Origin of the sequence: Thermoflavimicrobium daqui (genome assembly GCF_003313465.1) — a bacterium.
Classification (GTDB): domain Bacteria; phylum Bacillota; class Bacilli; order Thermoactinomycetales; family Thermoactinomycetaceae; genus Thermoflavimicrobium; species Thermoflavimicrobium daqui.
In genome coordinates this window covers 292,583-313,049 of record NZ_KZ845663.1, presented here as the reverse complement: position 1 = coordinate 313,049, position 20,467 = coordinate 292,583, and the positions used below count along the sequence as shown (strand labels likewise).

General features: G+C 38.8%; 15 protein-coding genes and 1 pseudogene. 10 read left to right on the top strand and 6 right to left on the bottom strand.

Annotated elements, in window-relative coordinates:
* The first annotated feature begins 204 nt into the window (after positions 1–204).
* A complete protein-coding gene (locus tag DL897_RS01510) occupies positions 205–975 on the top strand; it encodes a LamB/YcsF family protein (protein WP_113657362.1) in 771 nt (256 codons plus the stop codon).
* A gap of 10 nt (positions 976–985) precedes the next feature.
* A complete protein-coding gene (gene pcp, locus DL897_RS01505) occupies positions 986–1,633 on the top strand; it encodes a pyroglutamyl-peptidase I (RefSeq protein WP_113657361.1) in 648 nt (215 codons plus the stop codon).
* A gap of 36 nt (positions 1,634–1,669) precedes the next feature.
* Here the strand turns inward: pcp and DL897_RS01500 are convergent, their stop codons facing one another.
* Positions 1,670–1,921 carry a DNA alkylation repair protein gene (locus DL897_RS01500; RefSeq protein ID WP_113657360.1) on the bottom strand — a complete coding sequence of 84 codons (252 nt, stop codon included), beginning with the start codon at positions 1,919–1,921 and terminating at the stop codon, positions 1,670–1,672.
* Between the two features lie 146 nt (positions 1,922–2,067).
* Between DL897_RS01500 and DL897_RS01495 the strand changes: the two genes are divergently transcribed.
* Positions 2,068–3,576: a hypothetical protein gene (locus DL897_RS01495; protein WP_113657359.1), complete on the top strand. Its 1,509-nt coding sequence runs from the start codon at positions 2,068–2,070 to the stop codon at positions 3,574–3,576.
* An 86-nt stretch (positions 3,577–3,662) separates the two neighbouring features.
* Here DL897_RS01495 and DL897_RS01490 read toward each other — a convergent pair whose 3' ends face one another.
* The gene (locus tag DL897_RS01490; RefSeq protein ID WP_113657358.1) at positions 3,663–4,424 is read right to left on the bottom strand and encodes a hypothetical protein; all 762 of its coding nucleotides are present in this window, start codon (positions 4,422–4,424) and stop codon (positions 3,663–3,665) included.
* A gap of 95 nt (positions 4,425–4,519) precedes the next feature.
* Positions 4,520–6,082 carry an alkaline phosphatase family protein gene (locus DL897_RS01485; protein WP_113657357.1) on the bottom strand — a complete coding sequence of 521 codons (1,563 nt, stop codon included), beginning with the start codon at positions 6,080–6,082 and terminating at the stop codon, positions 4,520–4,522.
* Positions 6,083–6,237: 155 nt separating this feature from the next.
* Here DL897_RS01485 and DL897_RS01480 point away from each other — a divergent pair, with 155 nt between their 5' ends.
* Positions 6,238–7,434, top strand: coding sequence for a M24 family metallopeptidase (locus DL897_RS01480; protein ID WP_113657356.1), 1,197 nt, complete (start codon positions 6,238–6,240; stop codon positions 7,432–7,434).
* A gap of 322 nt (positions 7,435–7,756) precedes the next feature.
* A complete protein-coding gene (locus DL897_RS01475; RefSeq protein ID WP_113657355.1) occupies positions 7,757–8,944 on the top strand; it encodes an MFS transporter in 1,188 nt (395 codons plus the stop codon).
* A gap of 62 nt (positions 8,945–9,006) precedes the next feature.
* Here the strand turns inward: DL897_RS01475 and DL897_RS01470 are convergent, their stop codons facing one another.
* Positions 9,007–9,531, bottom strand: a complete 525-nt coding sequence (locus DL897_RS01470) for a class I SAM-dependent methyltransferase (protein WP_276308549.1) — start codon at positions 9,529–9,531, stop codon at positions 9,007–9,009.
* Between the two features lie 380 nt (positions 9,532–9,911).
* Between DL897_RS01470 and DL897_RS01465 the strand changes: the two are divergent.
* Positions 9,912–10,061: pseudogene (locus tag DL897_RS01465) on the top strand (helix-turn-helix domain-containing protein); the annotation flags it as partial.
* A 202-nt stretch (positions 10,062–10,263) separates the two neighbouring features.
* Here DL897_RS01465 and DL897_RS01460 read toward each other — a convergent pair.
* Both DL897_RS01460 and DL897_RS01455 read right to left on the bottom strand, forming a co-directional pair.
* Positions 10,264–12,579 (bottom strand): MMPL family transporter, encoded by a 2,316-nt coding sequence (locus DL897_RS01460; RefSeq protein WP_113657352.1) that lies wholly within the window; start codon positions 12,577–12,579, stop codon positions 10,264–10,266.
* A gap of 101 nt (positions 12,580–12,680) precedes the next feature.
* Entirely contained in the window at positions 12,681–13,340 is a 660-nt protein-coding gene (locus DL897_RS01455) for a TetR/AcrR family transcriptional regulator (protein WP_113657351.1), read from the bottom strand.
* A 375-nt stretch (positions 13,341–13,715) separates the two neighbouring features.
* Here DL897_RS01455 and DL897_RS01450 point away from each other — a divergent pair, with 375 nt between their 5' ends.
* Genes DL897_RS01450 through DL897_RS01435 form a run of 4 tightly spaced genes read left to right on the top strand, consistent with a single transcriptional unit; the run spans position 13,716 to position 20,442 of the window.
* Positions 13,716–15,236 (top strand): type I restriction-modification system subunit M, encoded by a 1,521-nt coding sequence (locus DL897_RS01450; RefSeq protein ID WP_113657350.1) that lies wholly within the window; start codon positions 13,716–13,718, stop codon positions 15,234–15,236.
* Between the two features lie 20 nt (positions 15,237–15,256).
* Positions 15,257–16,540 carry a restriction endonuclease subunit S gene (locus tag DL897_RS01445; RefSeq protein WP_113657349.1) on the top strand — a complete coding sequence of 428 codons (1,284 nt, stop codon included), beginning with the start codon at positions 15,257–15,259 and terminating at the stop codon, positions 16,538–16,540.
* Between the two features lie 16 nt (positions 16,541–16,556).
* A complete protein-coding gene (locus DL897_RS01440; RefSeq protein WP_113657348.1) occupies positions 16,557–19,718 on the top strand; it encodes a type I restriction endonuclease subunit R in 3,162 nt (1,053 codons plus the stop codon).
* Positions 19,719–19,728: 10 nt separating this feature from the next.
* On the top strand, positions 19,729–20,442 hold the full coding sequence (locus tag DL897_RS01435; RefSeq protein WP_113657347.1) for a M48 family metallopeptidase: 714 nt from the start codon (positions 19,729–19,731) through the stop codon (positions 20,440–20,442).
* Positions 20,443–20,467: the final 25 nt, after the last annotated feature.

Below are 20,467 nucleotides of genomic sequence, written 5' to 3'. Positions count from 1 at the left end.
CTTCTATCATGTCTTACCTAGCGGAAGTGAATGGAATCCGATGGGCTTTTAGCTGGGGTTACTTATGGAATGAGCAGAAGCGGACTCGGATTCATCCTTGCCAGACATCATCAGTTACGTGGCGAAAACATGCCCTCACTTCATTCCAATATGATGCAAATCAACAGACCTTACTGGGAAAGTATATAAAAAGGGGGAGTAGAATTGTATATTGACTTAAATGCCGATTTGGGTGAGAGTTTTGGAGTATATACTTTAGGCAATGATCCAGCGATTTTGGACATGGTAACTTCTGCTAATATTGCTTGTGGACTTCATGCTGGTGATCCATCAACGATGCGTAAAACCGTACAACTTGCTTTAGAAAAAGGAGCTTCAATAGGTGCTCATCCAGGACTGCCTGATTTATTAGGCTTTGGACGTCGACCGATGGTGCTTAGTCCGCAGGAAGTTTATGATTACACGGTTTATCAAATAGGAGCACTGTTTGCATTTGTAAAAGCAGAAGGCGGTAAGTTACAACATGTTAAACCGCATGGAGCCTTATACAATATGGCTTCTGTCGATTTTACATTAGCTGAAGCGATTGCTAAAGCTGTATATCGTGTTGATAGCGAACTTATTCTATTCGGCTTAGCAGGAAGCGACCTTATTCGTGCTGGTAAAAAAGTAGGACTTCGTATTGCCAATGAAGTATTTGCTGATCGCACTTATCAAGCAGATGGAACACTAACCTCACGGCAGTCAAATAACGCATTGTTACATGATCCCGAGCAAGCAGTAAGGCAAGTGATAGAAATCATAAAAGGAGGTCGGGTACGTACGGTTTCTGGTGAAAAAATTCCACTCCAAGCCGATACCATCTGTATTCATGGAGATGGGGAAAAAGCTTTAGAAATGGCACGGTTAATTCATCATCGTTTGCTTAAAGAAGGAATTAGGTTGCAATCAGTCGGGATAACTAAAAATGAATGAGAGGATATCGATGAAAAAGGTGTTATTAACAGGGTTTACTCCGTTCGCTGGTGAGTCGCTCAATTCTTCTTGGGAAGTGGTCCGTCAATTGCAATCAACTTCATTAACGAATGCTCAGGTTTACATTGTCCAAGTTCCGACTGTGTTCCAAAAATCACTAAAGCTTCTACAAGAAAAAATCGCTCAGATTCGTCCAGAGATCGTTATTTGTGTAGGACAAGCAGGAGGAAGATGTGAGATAGCAGTAGAGCGAGTTGCTCTTAATATAGACGATGCGCGGATTCCAGATAACGATGGATATCAACCGATTGATCAACCAGTTATACCGGATGGTCCTAATGCCTATTGGTCTACTCTTCCAACGAAAGCAATCGTCAAGCAAATTCGCTTAGGTGGTATCCCAGCTACTGTATCATATTCGGCGGGTACTTTCGTCTGTAATCATCTTTTTTATGGACTAGCTCATGAGATCACCACAAAATACCCAAAAATGAAAGGTGGATTGATTCATATTCCATATCTACCAAATCAAGTAAATAAATGTTCGAACCTTCCAAGTATGAGCTTAGATATATCCATGAAAGCAATCGAAATTGCCATTTTGACCAGTATAGAAATGGATAAAGATATGGAGGAAGCAGGAGGGACATTGGCATAGACTTGATTCCTCACCTGCTCCTAATGCCACTCTTCATCATATATCCTTTTGTCTTTGTGCATTTCGAATAAATAATTCTTCTGCATCAATGAGTCCACAAACACCACACTGTACTCGATATTTTTCACCTTGATAGGTGAATTGAAGTGGATCATGATCAGAAATGTATTCGACAATACTCCCTGTTTGTGGGTCTTTTTTTACCGCTTGTACAACTTGCTCGATTAAGTTAAAGCGACTGCGATTCGTTCCACATGAAGGGCATAAATAAGGGACTGTATGATCCAATTCTTCGCACCTCCAATATTTAAATTTCCCCAAAAAGGTCTGAATGATAAGTGAGAGATATCCATAAAAAACATCATCTAGAAGAGGATTCTATAAAGAGGAGAGAGAAAAATACAAAGAGCTTGTGAATAAGGGGAGGCTTCGTTGTGACTGCGCAAAGTTTATATCTTACCGAATATATTTCGCTTTATCGTGAATGGGCTGATGCATATTATGATTATCTTTTTTCAAATCGAAAAGAGAAGGAGCGAACTTGGCAAGATAAAGCTAGACAACTCTATACTTGGTTAGCTGATGAAAAGCGATATAAAGACATAGAGAAAAGTGATTCTAAAGAATTACAGTCATTATATAAATGGATGACATGCTTTCAGATGAAACAAGATGAGCTCGAAGAGATCCTTCGATTAGAAACAGAGGTGTTTCATTATTATTTGACTGCTCGTAAGCAAAATCGTGTGATTGAGCAACAATTAGGTAAAGAGGTTAATACTTATAAAAGAAAATCATTATGGAAAGAAACTAAATCGCTCGGCAAAAAAATAGCTCCTTTACTCCTACAGTTAAAACAGAAACGTAACCAAGTTTTACAGCGACAAGGCTTTCCTAACTTTTATCATTGGTATTTAGATTATCTTGGGCTAAATGAGTCAAAAGTAAATTTATTATTACAGTTCCTTAAGGAGGCAACTGATCCATATTATTCTGAATTAAAAGGTGAATGGGATAAACAATTAGGTAAAAAGTTTGACCTACGTCCTGAAGGAATTCGCTGTTGGCATTATGATGATTCGCTAATCCGGACAGTCCCTCCTCTTTATATAGAGCCGATTGTGAATGATTTATTAACGAAGCCACTAAAAGAAGTACTTGAACAAACACGTGATACCTTTCGTTTAAAAGGGTTGTTGGAACTGGTAGTTCGATCGGATCCTTTTGAGCAAAAATTATCGGGAATTCAAGATATGTCCATTCTTCATTCTCAAACGAAAGTGGATGAGTATCATTTAGTGGGATCATATCTATTTGATCTAGGACGGAATTATGTGTTTAGTCAATTGCAATCCCATACACTACTTAATCGTATTAAAGATTTACCTATTCAGTATGCGTGGGGAATTTATTTTGAACAATTATTGTATCAGCGTGACTGGCTGAAAGAAATTATTAAGGTTCCTGAAGCACAATTGGAAACGATTTCAGATGAAAACTTCTCTAAACAAATGAAATTAGCTCATTTAATAAAGTTGCGATATCATTTAGCGGTAGCCATGTTTGAACGAGATTTTTACCAAAAACAAGATTTAAACTGGGATCAACATTGGTGGGATATCGTGGAACGAATCCAATTTATTCCTCGACCGGAAACTTATAGAGCTCCAGACTGGGCTGTTAGTACATGGCTGGGTGTTATCCCTAACTCATCTTTAGTATATCTATGTGGTGTCTTATTATCGATGCAGCTCAAAGAATCAGTAGAAGAAGATTTATTTACGCCTTTGACAGTACAAACAGTAAAAAAGTTGGCACCTGTCATTCCTAATAAACTTTATCCATCTTTTGAAGAGGAAGAGATGAAACAAACCATCTTTCATCACTGGCCCAAACCCATTCCCAAGCCAGCTTCTCGCCCTCGACGTGCACCTGCTAAATAAGATTTCAACCTCGTCTATGATGAAAGTTTAGATTGTAGCCTAGTAACAAGATAATTCATTTCTTGAAAAGACCTAGATACTTTTTTCTAGGTCTTTGTTTCTTTTGAATCCTCTTCTTGACTTTGCTCTTGTAATAATTGATCAAATCGTAAGCGAAGTTGGCTAAAATGCTCTCGAATTTGTACACGGGTCCAGCCTTGGTGTAGGAAAAGGAGTAATTGGTCTAACAAAAGTGGAGACCACTCTAATCTTAACATGGTTTGTGTAAATGCATGAGCAGCTATTTCTCTTGTTTGATAAATGGTGTGTTTGATAGAAAAAGATCCCCACTTTTTTACTCTTACTTTGGGCAGTAGTTGATCAGTTCGTCCATATTTCTGTTCTTCTAAATAGTGGAACCATTCATGATATAAATGTAAGGCGATAAGATCTTCCTTTTTCACAGCCTCTTTACAGCGATAAAGAAAAAAGTCTTGTAATTGTTGAAGTGAAGTTTGATATACTTCAATGGTTGATGATCGACTATGATATTGAGCACGAATCCATTCACTAGAGGAGTGTCGTGATGGAAAGTTTACACGAATCCCATCTTTTATTAATAGATTGCATAATTCTTTTAGCCCCTGGTAAGTAGGAAACTTGACTGCTAGCTCGTTTCCATATTGTATCGCTGATTGGATATAAGTAATGACCTGATCATGTGGGATTAGTGAGTAATATTCATCTTGTTCTAGTTCAAGCCAAGCAAGAATTTCTGAAGGAAGATTGGGCCATATCTTCCAAAAAGAAAGGGAAGATATAGATTTAGCATTCAGACTAATAGGTGGTCTAGGTTTAATCGATTTCAAGGCAGCTCCTCATTTCTTTTTTGTCGAAAGGTGTAGATGTCCTAAATTAAAGTATGACAGGATATGCTTGACCCATGACAAAAAGCAGACATGGTTTATGTCTGCTGCCGTATCAGTTCTAAAATCCATTTTTTTAAGTCAACTAAACGCAAAGAAGGAGGTTTATAGTTTGTTCCACAAACGATCATAGGTACGAGTGAATCCTGAGCATGAAGAGAACCGTGACTAGCTCCTTTATGTTTAGGTGAACTTTCACCAATCATCTCGTAGCCGGGTAAAACCGTTACGACAATCACTCGTTCTGCTGTTTCCATAACACCTGCTAAGCGTGCTAATACATCTGGATAGTCTCCATATTGGATTTGCTGCTTTTCGATCGATAAGTCTAATAATGAAAAGTCTCCTTGTATACTCCAATTTTGCTGATAAATATCATGGTACTCACCACCCGATTTATATTTCATGTGACCAGCTTGTTGACCACTTTCGACATGAATCCATCCTTCTTTCACCCATGCGATGATGTCTATTCGTTTTTCTTGTTTCAACTTCGAAATAATCTCGTCCTGAGTCAGCTGATGATCAACTGGATAAATATAAGCCATGCGTTCGTTCACGCATAAAACAATTTGATCTTCTGGTAGAGGCTGGGAACGCTTAAGGGGCATAATCTTGTAGGGATGTAAAAGCTTCCGTAAATCGACGTACATTTGTGTAGAATCATTTACCATAGCAGTTTGGCCACTATCCCCTAAAATAACCCAGATATTTTCTTTTACAGCTTCCTCCCAAGAGGGGAAAGCATTAAGGATTTTAGCAAGTTCCTGATCAGTTTTAATAATTCCTTTTGTTGTAGAAGGACCTTTGCGATGCACAATCTCATCGTTATCTGAAAGATAGGCAAGAGTGAATGCGGGTAAGAGGTAATGTTTAATTAGAGAAGTCAACTCCATGCGAGTAAAGCGACTATTCATTCCACATCGGAAAATTAGCTGATCATATGTAGTATCCGGATCGATTTTAGCAAGTGATCCATATGAAAAGATGGAAGGACCTTTTGTGGTTATCTTCCCTGGTAAAATACCAAATAATTTGGCGAAAAAAGGTGGTCGCAAAGTATGTTGAGTCTTCCCACGATATACAAGCCCATTGATGGATGCAGAAGGATCTTCCATTTCTTCATAAATGGTTTTAACATTTTTGTTAATAAAATGTTGGTTCAGATTTTCGATGCCATCTTTAAACACTCTCTTCAGTCCAAATGCAATGGATTCTCTTGGCCCTGTTCCAAAGTTGATCATACGCTTTTTTTCGCGGTGAAAGTAAGTTAAACCAAAAATATGATGGTCGTTGGGAAATGTTCCTGTAATCAAACAGCTATCAATACAAACAGACATCGTAGGAAAAGATGAAACCACATGGGGAAAATACATTCCGTTTTTGAATAAATATTGAAGAGCAGGCGCTTGTCCAGAACGTATCGCTTCTTGTAATGGAGCATCCATCAAAGAATCTACAATAAGCATAATGATAGGACGCTGCCGATAATGAGTAGGTGAGATTTTTTTTAGCTGAGCATATTTTCTTTTATTTAGCTTGTAGAAAAGAATCACCCCAATAATGAGCAACCAAATGAGAAAATATAACAAATTATACATAGTCCACCCTCATCAAACTTTATTGATCCTAGCCTAACACGAAGATGCTTCTTTTATTCAAAATAGGGTCAGATTTCTTTTTAAAAGGAAATAACACAGCCTAAAGAGAAAGTAAACATAGTCTTATTAATTTATCACTGAAAGGAAGATAAGAAATGCATCCACTGCCGAAGGTACCTAAATCAGAAATTGAATCAAGGATACAACGACTGCAAAATGCAATGCGAAGTGAGAATATAGATGGAGCATTAATTACACAAAATATTGACTTATACTATTTAACAGGCACTATGCAAAATGGTGTTTTATTTCTACCAGCTGATGGTGAACCATGCTTATATGTAAAAAGAAGTTTGGTAAGAGCAAAATTTGAAGCATCTGTTCCAGTCGAAGAAATGGGTCGATTTAAAGAACTATCTGAGAAATTAAGAGAACAGTTTGCTAACGGAAAGCGGCTTGGAATTGAGATGGATGTTCTTCCGTATGGTTTAGCTCTTCGGTATTTACGTTGTTTTCCCGATGTTGAACCCGTTGATCTTTCCTATTTGCTCCGCTTACAACGTGCAATTAAATCACCATATGAGTTAGAACAATTAGAGGAATCTGCAAAAATGGTTAAGCAAGTGATTGATTTGTTACCAGAAATGATTCGCCCAGGTGTAAGTGAAGTAGAGCTAGCGGCGAAGATTGAGTATCAGTTGCGGATGATGGGGAACTTTGGATTATATCGAATGCGTGCCTATAATCAAGAACTCGTTTTAGGAATGGTTGCATCAGGAGTTGCCGCAGCAACCCCAACTTACTTTGATGGGCCTGCTGGGGGTTTGGGTCTCTCAATTGCCAACCCTCAAGGAGCAAGCCGAAAGATTTTTGCATATGGAGAGCCCATTTTGGTAGATATTAGCGCTGTATGCGAAGGCTATATTATTGATCAGACAAGATTAGCTGTCATAGGTGAATTAGATGATGACTTAAAACATGCTTATGAGGTAACGCGTCAGATTTTGAAAGAAATCGAACAGCTAGGAAAACCAGGAATTCCTTGGCGAGATCTCTATAATAGAGGGTGTGAGATGGCAAAAGCGGCTGGATTAGAGAAGCATTTTATGGGATATGGACCTGATCAAGTCCGTTTTTTGGGGCATGGAGTTGGACTCGAACTGGATGAGCTACCTGTTTTGGCTAACGGGTTTTCTGAGCCTTTAGAAGAAGGAATGGTCATCGCCATTGAGCCAAAATTTACGTTCCCTGAACGTGGCGTAGTTGGGATCGAAAATACGTATGTTGTAAAGCCAGATGGATTAAAGTCCATTACCTTTGCTTCTGAAGAAATTATTTACTTAGATTCTTAATGAATGAATCCTCTATAAGGTCTTTATATGGACTCATGACCCAGTAAGAAGTAAATCACATGAGTAAAATAAATAATTTATTTTGAAGTTAGGTGTTTGTCAAATATATTTTATATAATCGAGGTAGGCTTTTATTTAGAGCCTACCTTAGTCTTGCTGATAAAATATTCGATTTGTGGTAGATTTTCTTTTTGATCATTAGTAAAGGAAATCCGGATTTGTTAGCTGCCTCGGGTAGGATTTTATATAAATCCTACCTTTTCTCTTTTTTATATGATATTTTTAGCGATATTAAGAAAACCAAACATAAGGTGGGAAGAAGTTGAGGAGATTTGCATTATTTCATCATTTATCTATTTCATCTTCCGGATGGATGTCCATCCGCTTTTTTACGTTTTTTGTAACTTGGGGAATTTACTTACCATTTTGGGTACCCTGGCTTGTAAGTAAAGGATTTTCGACCACTCATGCTGGTTGGTTAATGGCATTGGGGAACATAGTCCAAGCTATCTCTATGATGTTTTTATTCCCAAAACTATGTGAGCGATTTAAACTATCAAACTTAGTTGTGGGTATTTCCGTTTGTTCTTTATTGATTTTTAGTTGCTTTCTAATTCCTCAATTGAATAGTGTGATCATCATACTTACAATGTTAATACTCCACATCGTATATCCACTTCATATGCCACTAAACGATGCATGTGCGACTCTTTTTGCCAAAGAAGGTATGTTAGACTACGGAAAAAGTCGTTCTTGGGGTTCAGTCGGTTATATTTTTGTTTTGTTAATGATGGGAGTACTAATCGCTCAGTTTCATAAGCCGGTGATTGTCTATTCATTGGTTATTAGTTGCTTGTTCCTTTTGCTTTTTACAATGATCGGATTGCCAACCCGTTTAAAGGTTAAGAATGACTCAGAAAAAGGATCGATTATCAGCTTGTTTAAGCTTCCGCATTTTGCTCTTTGTTTTTTTATTTGTTTTATTATCCAAGGTGCTCACGCTGCCTATTATAATTATGGTGTTTTATATTTGCAGGATTTAGGAGTGCAAGAGACTTGGACATCTATATTATTAGCTTTACAAATCCCAGTAGAAATCTTGTTTTTCTATATATCTGATCGATTCTTTGCTAAATTACCTGTCTATAAAATGCTAGTCATTTCTATTATTTTCTCTATTATTCGGTGGTTACTCGTTTATTATTTCCATGACTTATCTGTTTTTATTTTTAGTCAGTTGTTCCATGCGATTACTTATGCCTTAACACACTATGCTTTTATCAGATTTACCAATGAAAATATTCCATCGGCCTATATTCCAACTACCTTAGGTGTTTACATGGCTTTAGTCAGTAGCCTTAGCACAGGAATACTGGGTCTTGTAGCCGGGTGGTTATCTAAATTCTCGATTCAAACACCATTTCTTGGAATGGCTATCGTCTGTTTACCTTGTCTTTTTCTTTGCTATCGATTTGCTGTGAAAGAAAGAGGCGAGTATAAAAATCAATAAATAGTATCAAAATTTCCAGCGATTCGTATTAACGAGAAGTAATTACGAATCGCTGGAGTTTACTATAAAGATGGAAATTGGGCACAAAAGAATAGTTCATGATACACAAGGCATTTACGAAATCGATTGATAACCTTACAGGTATATCCATGATTTTGGAAAAGATGTAAATACTCTTGTTCACTGCGAATATAGGGTCCACGGTCGATCCATCGCATCAGTTGATTTCCAATCGGATGATTTCCACTTAAATAGGGCTCCATCACAATAATGGTTCCATCTGGTTTCAAAATACGTTTAAACTCACTGATATACGTTGATATATCATTGGATGAAATATGATGTAGAACGGCAATGATAAGAATGAAGTCCATGCTTTGATCATCTACGGTTAAACGATTATTTTCCAGTACCTCAAAAGTATAATCTGGATACACTTTTTTAGCGTAGCTGATCCGTTTGGCATCAGGATCTATACCGATATAGTTCTCAGAGGAAAAGATGGAACAGTTTGCTCCAGTTCCAGCACCAAAATCTAGAACACGCCTTCCATCAAAGTGAAAGGAGCGGGTCAAAAAGTCATGAATATATTTTTTGGTGAGTCGTGGAGGGCGAACAAAGTAGTGATATAGCTGTGGGGAAAATGAATTGATTATGGGCTCTTCACCTGCTTTCGATGGTCATACCTTTAATTTGCTCTATTTTTGAAATGACATACCTTAGTGGGGAAATCAGGAGATTACTCTGTGATGACAATGGAAAAAGCCTGTTTTTATCCCCCCACTCATCTAGGAACTCATTTTGTATAAAACTCATAAGATAGGATGAATCAGATAACCCCACTGTTGTATAAGCCTAATTTACTCTTCGTACTTCACCCCATCGGTCTTTTATTCATAAGATAAAGTTGACTGAATCCCTGACCCCCTAAGTTCGAAGTGCTTAAGCAAGGAAGGGTGGCAGCAATTTGAATAACCAAAAAGGCAAGCCCTTGTTGACAAATCGGGAGAGGGAAGTGTTTGAACTCTTAGTCCAAGATAAAACCACCAAAGAAATTGCCCAGCAGCTTTTTATAAGTGAAAAAACTGTACGCAATCATATCTCCAATGTGATGCGTATCTTTTGAAAACTAAGGAAATTCCATTCAAATACCATCACAATTGGTTTAGACAGATTTTTGACATATTAAAACCCGACTGCCTATCCATTTAGTGAAGGTAGTCGGGTTTTAATTCATGGAAATCCTTATTCTTGCAGTCCAAATTTATAACTTCTATGAGCTATCTCCATACCAATGATGGAGATAGGGATATGAATAGCTAACGAGCATGGGGCATGTTATCGGTGCTCTCCTTGGCTTTCAACTGAGCAATTAGCTTATCCCCTTCGACATCCAGGTTTGGTAGTATACGGTCTAACCATTTTGGTAACCACCAAGCTTTGTCACCAAAGATCGCCATAACAGCAGGAACCAACGTCATACGGACAATGAAGGTGTCAATAAGTATCCCTAATGCCAACGCAAAGCCAATCTGTTTGATCATGATATCATCGGTGAAAATGAATCCAGCAAAGACAGACACCATAATGACGGCTGCGGCTAGAACAACACGGCTCGCTAGCTGGTATCCGTGAATGACACTCTCATTCCCACGATGACCGTGGATGTAAGATTCGCGCATGGAACTCACAAGGAAGACTTGATAATCCATGGCTAGCCCATAAAGAATACCAGTAACCAAAATCGGCATAAAGCTCAACAGCGGACCGCCAGTGTCAAAGCCCAAGAGGGAATGGAGATATCCCCATTGGAACACAGTCGTGGTGATCCCAAATGTAGCTAGCACACTAAGCAGGAAGCCGACAGTGGCTTTGATTGGAACCATTAACGAACGAAAGACCAGCAAAAGAATAATCAATGAGAGAATGACGATAATACCGATGTAGAGAGGGAACACCTCTGCAAGTTTAGATGACATATCAATGTTGATGGCTGTGAACCCGGTAACACCCATCTTGACATGATGGGTCTTCGCTATACTCGAATCGGAGTCGCGGAGATCCTCAACTAGATTTTTGGTCTCTTTATCATTTGGACCCGATTTGGGGATGAGACTAATAATCGCCATATCACCGTTTTTGTTAATGCCCATTGGTGTTACTAAAGAAACGTTCTCATGCTTTTGAAGATCCTGAACAAGCATGTTTAGCATGGCTGGTGTAACCTTGCTAGAAGAACCTTTAGGCTCAGTGACTAAAAGCAATGGACCGTTGAAACCCTCTCCAAAACCTTCTGAAATTGCATCATAACTTTGCCTTGCTGGTGTGTCTAAGTTTGCCGTGGCACCAGAAGGAATAGCCATCTCCATCTTGGTAACTGGAATTGCTGCTATACCAAGTATAGCGATTACACCGATAATGATAGGCCAACGGTACTTTACAACTCCCTTAACCCAGCTGTGTGCAATACCTTGATGAGCTTCTGTCTTATGGATATTTTTCTTACGTCGTGCTTTTGGAGAACAGATACGCTCACCAATCAAACCAAGCAATGCTGGCAACAGGGTCAGAGTAATGAGTACGTTAACAAGGACGCTCACTGCTGCAATAATTGCCATTGTGGACAAAAACTCAATTCCGATCACGAGCAAGCCGCACAAGGCAATAATGACAGTTAAGCCTGCAAAAAATACTGCACTCCCAGCTGTGCCGATTGCTCTACTCGCAGCCGCACGTGCACTCAGTCCCTGATCGAGAATCATGCGGCGTTGGCGGTTTACAATGAATAGAGAATAGTCAATTCCAACAGCTAGACCAATCATTAGTGCCAAAACAGGTGTGATGTCAGTTATATTGATGAAGTTCGAGATTGCAAAAGCTCCTCCTACACTGATCGCCACCCCTAGGATTGCTGTTAAAAGTGGTAGACCTGCAGCTACGACTGAGCCGAGAGTCAGCAACAAAACAACTGCGGCAACTCTGATTCCGATAATCTCGGCTGTACCACCAATTGGAACTTCAGGTTTCTTAAGTGTGTCACTCGGCAATGCGATAATGTCAGCATCCTCAACGGTCTTGATGGCTTTGATAACGGAATCCGTAACAGACTCAGGTAAGGACATCTGTTGTACAGTAAATTGAAATTGGAACAAAGCAACGTTACCGTTGGATGATATCATCACGCCTGGAACGGGTTGGTTATTGATAATCAGAGGCCCATAGGGAGGCATTTCTGCTGGGGCAACTTGATTTGTTTTTGGACTTTGAGGATTTTCTTGAGATGGTGCCCCCGTTTTGCTGGCCAATTTGACGGGATTAATCACATAGTCAAGGCTGTATACTTCATGAATAGCCTTGCTGATCGCGTTCAAACGTTCGGGTGTGTCCAAGCGTTCACCTTTAGGAGCTTTGAACAAAACGCTGGCTTGTCCGCCTGAAGCCTCTGGTAGTTCTTTTGCTAGCTGGTCTAACACCTTCTGTGCTTCTGTACCTTCGATTTTCATCTCCGAACCTATATGAATGCCATTGACTCCCAGAGTGGTGAAAACAATCCCAAGGATTGCAATCCAGCTGATGATAAAATACCAAGGTTTATCGTAGGCTGACTTTCCTACTCTGTACAGAAATGTTGACATAACGATTTTTCTCCTTAGGATTTAACTGTTTTTGTTGTTTCTGTTCAACCAAATCATTATCTGCGAACAGTTATAGGATAGGATGTAGATCGTATCTTGTGCTATCTACTATTTTCGTTCGTTGTCTGGTTGAGAGGGTAAGAAGACTCAAATCCATTTCGCAAGTAGCTGAACGTTGAATCCAAATATTGCTCAAACGTCATAGCCCCAGATGATTCAGACTCTGATGGATCTGGAAGGAGTACATTGAGGCTACCATCTAATATAGGCAGTAATGCCCCGTAAGCAGCACCAACGAGAAGATGGGTGTACCCTTCAGGATAACGTCCAAGATAAAAGTCTCTCAATGTCTCCTGAGCCATCACTTGCAAATGGTGAAAACCACTGAGAATATATGGCTCAAGCGACGGTTTTTTCTTCGAAAGCAATATTAGTTTACGCATTTTCCAGAGAACTTCTGTTGTTAGGTATGTTTTCATCAAATGATATAAGAAATCGAGTGGAGGAGTATTTTCGGGTATCTCTGCAATTACATGGTTATATTCTTCAGTACCTTGGAAGGATATTGCAGCCATCACTACCGCTTCTTCCTTACAGGAGAAGTGGTTTGCGAAAGTTCTTCTGGAATAACCAGCCCGTTGCACAATATCCTCAACAATGAAGCCGTCTAATCCTCGTTCAAGGGCAAGCTCAAACGCTGCATCCGCTAATGCACATGCAGTTGTCTTCTTTTTTATATCACGCAAACTTTGGTTGTTCATGACTAACCCCTATGTGGTATACACCTCTCTTTTAAGGAAATTCATATTTTTTCCTAAGGTAATTTCACATGTATAATTATTGCCCAATGAGCAATTATGCACAATGGGCGAATATTGACGAATTTTTGAATGGGACTTATTATGAGATATTTTAAAAGAAAAGGCTGGATCGGACTTTAATTTGTCCTAATATATGATCGGGGATGGATTAGTTTTCGCAATTATACAATCCTACTTAGGATACAAAATAGTTCGTATTATAAATGTATGGTATAGAGTGATTCGCTTTCAATGTCTCCACTATATTCAATCATGTAGGCGTTTGCTATTATAAATATATGCCACTTTAAAGAAAGAACGGAGGCTCTATCATATATGTCAAAATTAACATCACAAGAACTAGAAAAAACATTATGGAGTGCAGCTGATATCCTACGTGGGGAATTAAATGCAGCTGTCTATAAGGATTACATATTTGGCTTGCTTTTTCTAAAACGAATGAATGACCAATTCACATGGGAATGGAAACAGAAACGAAACGAATTTTTATCTGCTGGTATGGATGAAGAAGAAGTAGACATGGTCTTAGAAGATCCATCGATCTACGAAACAACATTCTATGTGCCAGGGTCTGCTCGTTGGGATCATCTCAAAAAACTTACCTTAAATATCGGGCCTCAGCTAGATAAAGCATTTAAAGCGATTGAAGATGAGCCAGTCAACTCTGAATTGATTGGTGTGCTGACAACCGCAAACTATAACGACAAAGAGCGGGTGCCTGATGTAAAGCTCTCTCAGTTACTACTGCTTTTTGATAAACATGATCTTTCCAATGAAAACCTTGCGAATCCTGATGTGCTTGGTGATGCTTATCAATACCTTATCAAAAAGTTTGCTGATGATGGTGGAACCAAGGGTGGTGAATTCTACACCCCACGTGAAGTAGTGAAAGTATTAACGCGCATATTGAAACCGCAAGAAGGAGATCGTATTTACGACCCAACCGTAGGTAGCGGTGGTATGTTGATTGAGTCTTTGCAGTATGTCAAAGAGAACGGTGGAAATGTTAGGAACCTCTCTCTGTTTGGTCAAGAGATTAATTTAAGCACCTGGGCAATTTGTAAGATGAACATGTTGTTCCATAACGCTAAAGGAGCAGAGATCTTAAAAGGAGACACGATCCGTAACCCTAGACATACTGAAGGGGGAGCCTTAAAAACCTTTGATAAAATCCTCGCTAACCCACCTTTCTCTCTAAAAAATTGGGGTTATGAGGAAGCACAAAATGATCCATACTCTCGTTTTACCTATGGTGCTCCTCCAAAATCTTATGGTGACTTAGCTTTTGTTTCCCACATGGTAGCAAGTTTAAACCATAAAGGGAAAATGGGAACAGTTGTCCCTCATGGTGTGCTCTTCCGGGGTGGAGCAGAAAAGAAGATACGTTCAGGCTTTCTAAAAGATGATTTTGTAGAAGCGGTGATTGGTTTACCAGCTAACGTCTTTTATGGAACCAGTATTCCAGCTGCACTGCTCATTTTAAACAAAAATAAACCTGCTGAACGTAAAGGCAAAGTGTTGTTTATCGATGCGAGCCAAGGGTTTGTGAAAGATGGAAACAAAAATAAATTACGTGATGAAGATATTGAAAAAATTGTGAATGCGTTTGATACGTTTGAAGATGTGGAGAAGTATGCAGCTGTTGTTGACTTGGCTATGATTCATCAAAATGAAGACAATTTAAACATTAGCCGTTATGTAGATACCACTGAAGAGGAAGAAGAAGTGGATATTGCAGCTGTTATTGACGAGATTCGTGAGATTAAGAAAAAGCATGATGCGATGGAGCGGAAGTTGAATGGTTATTTGAAGGAATTGGGGTTTGGAGAGATTTAAAGAAGGGGGGGAAGAGATTGATGTTGGTAAAAGAAGGCTATCAGATTACAGAAATAGGAGCAATTCCGGTTGATTGGAGAATAGGTTCATTAGGTGATAAAAAATATTCCATCAAGGTAACTCAAGGACCTAACCCAAAATATGTTGGGGAACCTGATAAAGGGTATAGGGTTCTAAAAACAAAGGACCTTTATGATTATGGTATATTATACAATCAAGCAGATAAAATCTCGAAAGAAACATTTGAAAGTTGTTTAACATCAGAGTTAGAAAATAGAGATATTTTAATAGCCATTGTAGGTAGAGGTTCGATTGGAAAGTCCAACATTTTTTATCGAAAAAATGCTGAAAGGTATATTTTTACACGTGCAATTGGTCTGGTAAGAGTAAATCATAATAATCTAATTCCAGAGTTTGTTCATTATTATTTTCAATCTCCTTTTGGTAAAAGAGTTTTTGAGAAAGGTATTAATGGCTCAACAGGTCAGGAAGTATTACAAACAAGTTATTTAAAGGAAATAAAACTACCAATTCCATCTCTCCCAGAACAACAAAAAATCACTGATATCCTCTCCACTGTTGACGAGCAACTAGAGCAAACTGATCAATTAATCGAAAAAACAAAAGAACTGAAAAAAGGCTTAATGCAAAAGTTGCTTACTAAAGGGATTGGTCATACAGAGTTTAAACAGACAGCAGTTGGAGAGATACCAGTTGATTGGGAAATGAAACCTATCGCGGAATGTTGCAAAACGGCTAGCGGTGGTACTCCCTCTAGACAAAAAAAAGAGTATTATTTAAATGGAACAATTCCATGGATAAAAACAGGCGAGTTACATAAAAAGTATGTATATAGTGCTGAGGAAAAGATTACTCACGAAGCTATAAAAAATTCGTCTGCGAAGCTATTGGAAGAGGACACAGTAGTAATCGCTATGTATGGAGCAACTATAGGTAAATTATCTATTTTAAAGATAAAAGCAACTACTAACCAAGCTTGTTGTGCTATTTCACCATATGATGGACAAGTAGATGATGAATTTCTTTACTACATTCTATTATTTAAAAGAGATGAACTTATTAAAATGGGAGCTGGTGGAGCACAACCTAATATTAGTCAACAAATCATAAGGAATTATGTGATACCTGTTCCCCAAATCCAAGAACAACAAAAAATCGCCAACATTCTCTCATCCGTCGACGAACAAATTGAACAATACGAACAGAAAAAAGAAAAACTCCAACAACTTAAAAAAGGGCTCATGCAAAAACTACTAACCGGCAAAATCCGTGTGCAAGTATAATAGAGGAGGCAAACAGATGGGAAGCTACTTAGGCAACGAAGAAACGTTAGTCGAGCTTCCCGCTCTTCACTTTTTACTATCGCAACTAGACTATGAATTCATTCATGGTGAGAAGTTAACACCTGAATATGGAGAGCGGGAATCGATCAACGATGTCATCTTAGAAAAAAGATTAGAAGCAGCCTTAAAACGCCTCAATCCTTGGCTCGATGAGGGAAATCTCACTAAAGCCATCCGTTATGTTTCTCGGCCGGAGCAATTAGGTTCTAGCTTACTGGAGATTAATGAGAAACTATATGAAGCCTTTGTCAACCTTACATATGCCTTAGATCAAGATTTAGATCACAGCGGAAAGAAGAAGTTCCATACTGTCAAATTCTTCGATTGGGAAAACATTGAAAACAATGATTTTCTAGTCACCCGCCAGTTTGTCGTTCAAGGTCCAAATGAAAAGATCAAACCGGACATGGTGATCTTTGTCAATGGCACTCCCGTTGTCGTACTGGAATGTAAGTCACCCTTTTTAGAGAAATCTCAGAACGAAAATATCGGCAAAAGAGAAGCCTATGAGCAACTCAGTCGTTATATGGATCAACGTGGTTCCCAAGGATTAGAAGGAGCTCCACGTCTCTTTTATACTAACTTTTTTACTGGCATCTTAAATAAGTATCATGCATATGTCGGAACTATCTCTTCTAAATATAGCCATTATCTAGAATGGAAAGATCCATATCCTTTCCGCAAAAAAGAAATTGTCGATGTAGAGAATAGTGGGCAAAATCTCTTTCTACAGGGATTACTAGAAAAACGTAATCTACTAGATATTATGCAAAACTTTATTTTATTTGAAACAGATGCAGAATCTAGCATACGAATCAAAAAGATTTGTCGGTATCAGCAGTTTCGTGCGGTAAATAAGGCGCTTCAACGTCTGATCCATGGGCGAGATCAGGTATCCCGTGGCGGTGTCATCTGGCACACGCAAGGCTCTGGTAAATCACTAACCATGGTGTTTTTAGCACGTAAAATCCGCCGTGTTCCAGAGTTGTCTGATGCCACCATTGTGGTTGTGACAGACCGTGTCGACTTAGATAAACAAATTTATGGAACGTTTTTACATACGCTCTCATCCATTACGACACCAGTTCGGGCTGAATCGGTCGATGAAATGAAAGAGTTGTTGTCCAAAGCACAGTCACAAATTGTGATGACAACGATACATAAGTTTCAAGCGGATCAAGAAGAAAAAGAATTGATCAAAGATGAGAAACAGGCAAAATCCTTACAATTGGAAAAAGAGTTTCCGATCTTAACCTTAAAGTCGAATGTCATCGTCTTAGCGGATGAAGCACATCGCAGTCAGTACAAAGGCTATGCAAGAAATATGCGTAAAGGTTTGCCTAATGCAGCTTTTATCGGATTTACAGGAACACCGATTGAAAAAGAGGATAAGTCCACCCAGCGTACATTTGGTGGCTATATTGATAAGTACTCCATTCAAGAAGCAGTTGAAGATGGAGCAACAGTACGGATTGTATATGAAGGTCGTAAGCCTAAGTTGCACATTAAAGGGGAAACATTAGAGGAATTGTTTGATCAAGCGTTTAAAGATCGAACAGAGGAAGAAAAAGAAATGATTAAAAAGAAATACGTTACCAAACAAACCATTGTCGAAGCAGACGAACGTATTGAAGAGATCGCCAAAGATATGCTTCAACATTATAAAGAATGGATTTATCCAAATGGTTTTAAAGCGCAAGTCGTCTGTGTCTCCCGTGAAGCTTGTGTAAAGTACTACCATGCTTTGACCAAGCATATGAAAGAGATCATGGGCGAAGAGTTAGAAGTGAAAATTATCTTCTCTGGTAAATTGAATGATCAGCCTCATTTAAAAGCGCATTTTACTACAAAACCAGAGCAAGAAAATATCATCAAGCAATTTGTGAAGCCAATAAGTGAAAGTAAGTTATGTTTTTTAATTGTAAAAGATATGCTTCTAACTGGTTTTGATGCTCCAATCGAGCAGGTTATGTATTTAGATCGTCCATTGAAAGAACACAACCTCCTACAAGCCATCGCCCGTGTAAACCGTACCCATGGAGATAAAAAGAAATGCGGTTATGTGGTGGATTACTACGGAATCTCAAACCACTTAGACGAAGCACTGCAGGTCTTTAATAAAGAGGATCTTGGAACACCAATGGAGTCGTTAGATGGGCTATATAAGCAGATGCTCTCTTATCGGGAAGCAGTCATGGTAATGTTTCATGGTATTAAAAAAGATCAGTTAGATGATTTGGTAAAAATATTAGAACCTGAAGATAAGCGTGCAGAGTTTGAACTTGCCTATAAGCGATTTGCAAGTGCAGTTGAACAATTGATGCCAGGAAAAGTATCGACGGATCATTTAAATGATCTCAAGTGGCTATCCTATATCCGTGCCGCCGCCAAAGCACGTTTTCAACCAGAAAAAGAATTAGATATCTCGGATTGTGGAGAAAAAGTTCGTAAGTTAGTTTCGGATCATCTAAAATCTCATGGGGTTGAACAATGGATTCAACCGATTACCTTATTTGATCATGATTACAACGCCAAGTTACAATCTTTACAGTCAGATGAAGCGATTGCTTCAAGTATGGAGCATACCATCCGTCACGTGATTTCTGTTAAGATGGATGATAACCCCGTTTATTACACCAGTTTACTAGAAAAGTTGCAAAGGATTCTCGATGAGACCAAACAAAACTGGGCAGAACGAAAGAAACGGATGGAAGAGTTTATACAAAATGAGGTTGAAACAGGAGAAACGGCGGAAGCAGAAGCACTAGGGCTAAACAACAAGGAGTATGCATTTTATGAGGTGGTGAAAGCTCACTTGAATGTACCTGAAGAACAGAAAGCAGGTTCGAAAACCATCAATAAAGAAGAACGTGCAGAATATATCAGTGAGGAAATGATCCATCTATCGAAAGAAATCGCCCAGAATGTTGCAGAGATTGTAGAAACAAACTATGTGATTGACTGGACGACTAATTCAACGAAAACTGCTGATGTAGAACGAGCCATTTTAATGATGCTGACCAAAAAGTACTTCCGGCAAATCAACATGCAAGTTCGTAAACAGCTTACTCAACCTCTCCTACAGTTAGCAAAGAAGCACTACGCTACAAAAGACTAGAGGAGACATTATGAAGTTAGATGTTCAGTTTGGAACCCGAACCATTGACTTTACCGTGGAGTTTCGGAAGAGAAAAACCATGGAGATCGCAGTCGAACCACCAAAACAAGTACAAGTGATAGCACCTGAAGGTACACCTATCCCCATCATTAAACAGAAAGTGAAAAGTCGTGGTTCATGGATTGTCCAAAAGCTATTTTCCTTTAAAGATATGGAGTACCAAAAGCTTCACCGTGAATTTGTAAATGGTGAGTCCTTTATGTACTTGGGGCGTAACTATTCCTTACAGTTGATTTTGGATCAAACTTTGAAAGAGCCTGTGGTATCGCTCTATCGAGGGAAGCTTTTTGTTAAAACACCTACCAAAGAGCAGAGAGTGATTAGAGAGGCGATGAAGCAGTGGTACCGGAGGAAGACATTAAAGAAAGTAACAGAACGAGTGAAATATTATTCACATCACTTCAAAGTCCAACCAACTGCCATTAAAGTAAAGGAGCAACAGAAGCGATGGGCTAGTTGCACTGCAAATCATGAACTGCTATTCAACTGGCGTTGTGTGATGGCTCCATCGCATGTGCTGGATTATATTGTAGTTCATGAAATGTGCCATATGATTCATATGAACCATTCGCAAGAGTTTTGGGATTTAGTAGCTTTAGTTCTTCCTGACTATGAAAGAAGAAAAGAGTGGTTGAAGAACTTTGGGGTAAGGTTGGACTTGTGATTTTGTGTATTTATATATTTACATA